7 protein-coding genes are annotated in these 6146 nt (G+C 50.6%); 1 reads left to right on the forward strand and 6 read right to left on the reverse strand.

The window, feature by feature from the left end:
• The 3 genes from DWX75_RS11710 to DWX75_RS11725 form a co-directional block, all read right to left on the reverse strand.
• On the reverse strand, nucleotides 1-776 hold a 776-nt coding region (locus DWX75_RS11710; RefSeq protein WP_147671623.1), incomplete at its 3' end, for an RNA-guided endonuclease TnpB family protein.
• Nucleotides 777-789: 13 nt separating this feature from the next.
• Nucleotides 790-1188, reverse strand: a complete 399-nt coding sequence (gene tnpA, locus DWX75_RS11715; protein ID WP_118016492.1) for an IS200/IS605 family transposase — start codon at nucleotides 1186-1188, stop codon at nucleotides 790-792.
• 661 nt (nucleotides 1189-1849) lie between these two features.
• The gene (locus DWX75_RS11725; RefSeq protein ID WP_118016494.1) at nucleotides 1850-2179 is read right to left on the reverse strand and encodes an HIRAN domain-containing protein; all 330 of its coding nucleotides are present in this window, start codon (nucleotides 2177-2179) and stop codon (nucleotides 1850-1852) included.
• A 141-nt stretch (nucleotides 2180-2320) separates the two neighbouring features.
• On the opposite strand from DWX75_RS11725, the gene DWX75_RS11730 reads away from it, so the two are divergent.
• Nucleotides 2321-3382, forward strand: coding sequence for a hypothetical protein (locus DWX75_RS11730; RefSeq protein WP_118016495.1), 1062 nt, complete (start codon nucleotides 2321-2323; stop codon nucleotides 3380-3382).
• 17 nt (nucleotides 3383-3399) lie between these two features.
• On the opposite strand, the gene DWX75_RS11735 is transcribed toward DWX75_RS11730, so the two are convergent.
• The 3 genes from DWX75_RS11735 to DWX75_RS11745 all read right to left on the reverse strand — a co-directional run bounded on the left by DWX75_RS11735 (nucleotide 3400) and on the right by DWX75_RS11745 (nucleotide 6063).
• The gene (locus DWX75_RS11735; protein ID WP_233519604.1) at nucleotides 3400-4329 is read right to left on the reverse strand and encodes a threonine synthase; all 930 of its coding nucleotides are present in this window, start codon (nucleotides 4327-4329) and stop codon (nucleotides 3400-3402) included.
• A 180-nt stretch (nucleotides 4330-4509) separates the two neighbouring features.
• Nucleotides 4510-4899 (reverse strand): RidA family protein, encoded by a 390-nt coding sequence (locus DWX75_RS11740; protein WP_118016498.1) that lies wholly within the window; start codon nucleotides 4897-4899, stop codon nucleotides 4510-4512.
• Between the two features lie 54 nt (nucleotides 4900-4953).
• Nucleotides 4954-6063, reverse strand: a complete 1110-nt coding sequence (locus DWX75_RS11745) for an alanine racemase (protein WP_118016497.1) — start codon at nucleotides 6061-6063, stop codon at nucleotides 4954-4956.
• Nucleotides 6064-6146 lie beyond the last annotated feature (83 nt).

Genomic DNA, 6146 nt, shown 5'->3' on the forward strand with positions numbered 1-6146 from the left:
GACAACTTGTGCAGGAAGTCCCTGCGGATGTTTGCGATGCGTTCATGCACACGAGCAACGCGAACACGCGCCTTATCTCGGTTCATGGACTTCGGCAATTTGCGGGAAAGGCGGCGTTGCTCTCGGCAGAGCTTGCGTTGGAGCTTCTTCAGCGGGCGTGGGGATTGCGTCACGTTGCCGTCGCTGTCCGAGCAGAATGCCCTTAACCCTACGTCGATACCAATCTGCTTACCACCGTTCGGACGGAGCAAGGATTCTTTTTCCGTTTCAACGCAAAGGGAAATGAAGTATTTCCCTGACGCCGCACGACGGACCGTGGCATTCAGGATCCTGCCCCCGAACTCCCGACTCTGCTTGATTTTCACAAAGCCGACCTTCGGCAGCTTGATCCGATTGCCTTCGATACGGATGCCGCCACTCTGGTTGCGCGTCCGGTAAGACTGGCTGTGGCTGCGCTTTGATTTGAAGCGTGGGTATCTTGCCCGCTTCGCAAAGAAATTCTCATAGGCATGGTCAAGATCACGCAAGGCTTCCTGCAACGCCATGCTGTCAACCTCAGAAAGCCACGCGGTTTCCTCACGTTTCTTCAGGTCGGTGAGCAACCTGCTCGTCTTGACGTAGGTCAGCGGATTGCGGTTCACCTTCCATTCGTCGCGCCTGACTGCCAGAAAGTGGTTGAACACGAAGCGGACACAACCAAGTGTACGGTTGATGAGGTTTTCCTGCGTCTTGCTCGGATAGATGCGGAACTTATAGCCGAGTGTGTGCGTTTCCATGCATTCACTTCCTTTACGATGTTTTCTGGCTCTCGATATACTGCTTGACAATCTCAAGCGGCGCACCGCCAACCGTCGAGCAGAAATACGAATTTGTCCAAAGTGTTGGCAGTTTTGTTGTCAGCCAATGAAATTCTTGCCGAAGTATCCTTGATGTTTTGCCCTTGATTGTCTTTACCGCTTTGTGGATACCAAATTGTGGATCAACCTCAAGCAGCAGGTGCACATGGTCTGGCATGATTTCCATTTCGATGACGTCAAAGTTATTTTCGTCAGCAATGGAATGTATGAGCTCCTTCAATCTCACGTCCACGCCATTCACGAGCACTTTTCGACGATATTTGGAGCAGAATACGATGTGATACTTACAGGAATACACGATATTGTGGTTTGAATGATATACTCTGTTCATACTTGTATTATACTACATATATCTAACTAATACAACACTTGAAGCAACTGTCCGCCTTCAATTACTTACGTAAATTCGGCGGACGCGCCTTATATCCCCAGCCCTGAAGAGACGGGGTTTTACGGCACATTTTGATAACGCAAAAGAGGCCAGCCGGCAACAGCAAGACTATGAGAAATTTGATCATTGCTTCCCGAAACATAATGTTCATCATCACTCCTTTAATAAGAACTCCTGTAATTTCATTGCCATTTATCATGATACTCCGTTCATAAAATAAAATGGTCGGTTCCAAGACGACATACCAGCCGCTTTTTATATTTGCCCTTCTCAATCTGCCGTCTGCCAGTACTCCGGTCCCGGCCAGCCGTAGAACATCCGATGCTGCGTGGTAGAAGTACGGTCATAGACACCTTCTGGGATCATACCATACGCAGAAAGCGCCGAAGCAAACGGCACATAAAATGGCCCCTATTGGAATAACAAAGCCTCTATTGTCTGTATCATAATATTCCCTCCAATAACTATTATTATACGATAGTTATTGGAGGGAATTAAATCAAAATATAAACATTCTTCTGATTATTCTTTATCTAGATGTTGAAAGCAGTAATGCCTACAATCATACTACCATAATTTGTTGTTCATTCATCGGAAAAGGTCAATCCCGACCGAGCTCTTCCCTATGCAGAATGGACGCTTCATCGACTGCACACAGAACGCCTTCTGGCAGCACGTACAGGATGGTTCCGTTTGCCTCATCGCCAATTTTATCGTACAGTCTGCCGGCACTCAGGCTTTTCCCTTGTATCGTATGGGGACTATTAGCAACATAACCGACCTTGCCCAATCCCTCCATGCTTACGCAGATGGCTTCTGGATCGTATTCGTTGTCGGGTTCTTTTTTCAATGTGACTTTCATCTCCGGCTTCATGAACGCAGTGCCAAAGCGATATTTCGTTCCCGTAATGGTGAAATACAATTTGTCCATAAAAACACCTCCAACATCTTTTTCATACCTGTATTTTAACACAGATTCGCAGCTTACGGCTTATAAAATCCATCATCCCTGCTGTTGCCGAATGGATGTATGATATAATGGACGTATATTTTGATAAGGAAGTGTCTCCTCATGCTATCGAAGATAAAATGCGGCGTGCTGCTCTGCTGCAGCCTGCTGCTCAGTTCCCCCATGGCTCTGGCCAGGACGCAGACCATACAGGCGACGGGTATCTACCAGATGGGCGAAAATGACAGCATCGCCGCAGCCAAGGAAAATGCCCGCAAGGACGCCATGCGCAACGCTGCGGAACAGGCCGGTGTTTACGTGCGCTCTTACTCAAAAACCAGGAATATGAAGCTGACGGATGATCAGGTGGAAGTCATCAGCATCCAGACCATGCAGGTCAAGAACTGCCAGTACACGCAGGATTACCGCAACAACACGCTCGTCATCCATGCGTCGATTGAGGCCACCATTGACGATGCGGATTTCCAGAAGCGCATCGACGCCAATGACAAGATTAAGGACCTCCAGACGCAGCTGGCACAGGAAAAGGGAAAGAACCGCGATAACCTGAATCGGAAAATGCAGGAATCCGGCAGCGATCCCTATGCGTCGCTCCTCGTGAACGAGGAATTGCAGAAATTCCGCCAGAATCCGCAGTATGCCGCCGTGATTCACAAGGAATTCGCCGATTTTGCCAATCAGCGCAACGGCATTGTTCCGGCCGATATCTACGGACGCATGGCGCTGCTCGACCTGTACAACGGCTCCGCGCAGTTCCAGCGCGACCTGGATAAAGCCATGGAGATTGCCCCCAATGACCCCCTTTACTACACCATCGAGGCCTTGCAGACTCTTTCCACACGGGACTATTACGGCGCCGAGGCCCTGGCCGACCAGGCCTTGCACCTGAACGGCCGTTACTGGCCTGCCTATTACGTGCGTTCCATCGCCAAAGGCTTCCGCGGCTCCACACGCAAGGCCATTGCCGACTGCAACACTGCACTCAAGCGCGGCGGCGAGAACTGCCGCTATGTCATGAATTACCGGGCCAAACTCCAGCGCGTCTTCGCCGGCCGCCACGATTTCGTCGAATTCAACGATGACGATTTCCAGGAAGTGATTGAAGATACCATCAAGGGCTTCTACCACGACATGGAGCAGATAAAACTGCACAAGAAGCGGTAAACGCCCTCCTATTTCCCTCAGCCGTGATCCGATTTTAGCCCGGCGCCGCACATGGAAATCAGCACATCCGAAACATGCCCATGCGCCCGGCAATACGCTTCATACCCCGCGTAAACGGCAGCCGTCGTGTGTTCACAGTAAATTCCCTGTCTGGCCAGCATGCTGCGAGCCCCCAGGATATTCTCTTCGGGAATCGCCACCCCCTTGACACCATAGCGATACACATACGACAGAATCTCGGCACTGCGCATGGGCAGGCCAATGGCAATGCCTTCCGCCATGGTAGCAGCCTGCTGTTCCGGGCGGATCTGCACGTCGTGCCGTTCCATGGCCTTGAGCAGCGGCTGACAACGCTCGCTCTGCACGAGGTAAAGCTGCGGCATATGCTCAATGATTCCGCTTTCCAGCAGATGCTCCAGTCCTTTTACTATCCCCAGGAATAACGTGCCGTTTCCGACCGGGATGAAGATGTGTTCCGGGATGCGATGCAGCTGCTCGTATGTTTCGTAGATATATGTCTTGGTTCCTTCATAAAAAAACGGGTTATATACATGATTCGCATAATAAAGGTGTTCCTCGCGCGCTGTTGTGCGGCAAACATCTGCACAGTGATCGCGATTTCCTGGAATGATATGTGCCGTTGCCCCATGTGCCTCAATCATACGGATTTTTTTATCTGATGTCCCTTCCGGCACAAAAATATCACAGGCAATGCCGGCTCTCCCACAGTAAGCGGCTACGCTATTGCCCGCATTGCCACTGCTATCCTGAATCACGCGCTTGACGCCGATGGATTTGGCATGGGCAATCAGTACCGCAGCACCGCGATCCTTGAAGGAAAGCGTCGGCATGAAGTAGTCCATCTTGAGCCAAACACCATCCCGGAACGGTATAATCGGCGTCATGCCCTCTCCTAAAGTAATGTCCCGCCAGGTATCATCTGCCATGGCCATGAACTTCCGATAACGGAATATGCTCCAGGTATCCCGGTCAACCTCCGCCAAAGAAAATTTAGGTGGTGTGTAGGATAGTTCCCAAAGTCCGCCACAATCACATTTGGGTTTACGAGTATCCGTGTCTTCTTCGTGTCCGCAGACCGTACAAACGAATTTCATCACTAACCCTCCTCAACGATTTTCATCAGGTAGTTCCGCCATGGCTTCAATCTCGACAAGCGCACCAAAATGGAGCGTGCGGGTAGGAACCACGACGCGGGCCGGCATATGCGAGCCAAAGAAATCCGCATAGACAGCGTTGACCTGGTCCCACAGTGATATATCTGCCAGATAAATCCGGCAAAGACCTACATCTTCTTTACTGCATCCGGCGCGTTCCAATACGGCTTCCACATGCTGCAAGGCACATTTTGTCTGGGCCTGCACGTCTCCTGCCACCACACGCCCTGTTGCCGGCTCAAGCGGCAGTTGCCCGGACACATATAAGATGTTGTTCATGATGACACCAGGAGAATAATGACCTTTATTCCTGGAACCCTCAGGCTTTTCAATAAATTTCATGATATTGACCTCCGTTACCATGATCCACGCTTGCTTTATTCTGCCAGCTTGGGGTTACTGGATTTTTCCACGGCAGGAAATGGGCAGGATTGCTTTGACCTCCTCACCATCAAGCAAGGCCGCTTCATCGTATAGATTGCAGACTGGACAGATATGGACGGGAATGATGCGTACCTTGTCGCCAATCTCGACACGATCATGAAAATCACGATTGAGGATGATGGCATGTTCATCAAACAAAGCATCAATGGAAACCTCGGGGTATTCATACAGGATCCCCATGCCTTTCGTGGAACAGATTCCCTCCGTGCGCGTTTCCTTTGTCAACCCCTTGGCACCAACATCCAAGATGGTGCGTACAGCCGTCGGCTTGCTTATTACGGTAGCCAGCACGGTCGCCGCACAACGCGACCAGTCCTGGATCGCATGTCCCTGCGCTGCATCCATCAAGACATATGTGCCAGGACGAAGTTCGGTAATGCCGGGCAGGATATCAATATGATTCATGAACGTCGGCGTCGCACCGTAGCTGACGACCTCGCAATCCATGCCCTGTTCATGCGCCAGATCGGCAAAATGCACCGTCCGCTTCTGCGCGCTTGCCGCTAGTGCCTTACATTCGTCCAGGTCTTTTGCCCGATACGTATTGCCATCATGAGAAAACAGCCCTTTAAACCGAATATGCGGACAAGAGCGGATGGTGGCCAGCAGAGCCAGAAAATCCTTGTCATCGATAATCCCAGAACGTTCTTCTCCGACCTCTATCTCGATTTGAACGGAAACCGTCACACCAGCTTCTGCAAAGACAGCTTCTGCTCCGGTCACCTGACAAGGCGCATCTACTCCAAAAGAAATCTGGCATCCTGCTTTCGCCAGTGCTGCAATACGCTTCCATTTCAGCACGCCCACGATTTCGTTGGCAATCAGGATATCGCGCAAGCCGGCCTTCGCCATTTCTTCCGCTTCCCCCACTTTTGCCACAGCAATGCCGCAAGCCCCCTGCTCCATCTGCATCTGCGCAATGGCCGGCATCTTATGCGTTTTTGTATGCGGACGTAAGTTCACATGATGTTCATCGGCATACGCCTGCATATCCGCTAGATTTTTGCGCAATTTCTGCTCATCAATAAGCAAGGACGGAGTATCCAGATCGGTATAATACATAAAGCAGCCCTCCTGATAGAAAAAAATATTTTATATATAAAATACAGCAGTTTACAGCTTTTAAGCCGCTTGCTCATCGCCCC

It is taken from the genome of Mitsuokella sp. AF21-1AC (genome assembly GCF_003458855.1).
Lineage (GTDB): Bacteria > Bacillota > Negativicutes > Selenomonadales > Selenomonadaceae > Mitsuokella.

Excerpts from the sequence above, each read along its gene's own strand:
- tnpA (WP_118016492.1), bottom strand. The coding sequence starts at position 1,188 with ATGAACAGAGTATATCATTCAAACCACAATATCGTGTATTCCTGTAAG.
- DWX75_RS11725 (WP_118016494.1), bottom strand. The coding sequence starts at position 2,179 with ATGGACAAATTGTATTTCACCATTACGGGAACGAAATATCGCTTTGGC.
- DWX75_RS11740 (WP_118016498.1), bottom strand. The coding sequence starts at position 4,899 with ATGAAATTTATTGAAAAGCCTGAGGGTTCCAGGAATAAAGGTCATTAT.
- DWX75_RS11745 (WP_118016497.1), bottom strand. The coding sequence starts at position 6,063 with ATGTATTATACCGATCTGGATACTCCGTCCTTGCTTATTGATGAGCAG.
- DWX75_RS11730 (WP_118016495.1), top strand. The coding sequence starts at position 2,321 with ATGCTATCGAAGATAAAATGCGGCGTGCTGCTCTGCTGCAGCCTGCTG.
- DWX75_RS11735 (WP_233519604.1), bottom strand. The coding sequence starts at position 4,329 with ATGGCAGATGATACCTGGCGGGACATTACTTTAGGAGAGGGCATGACG.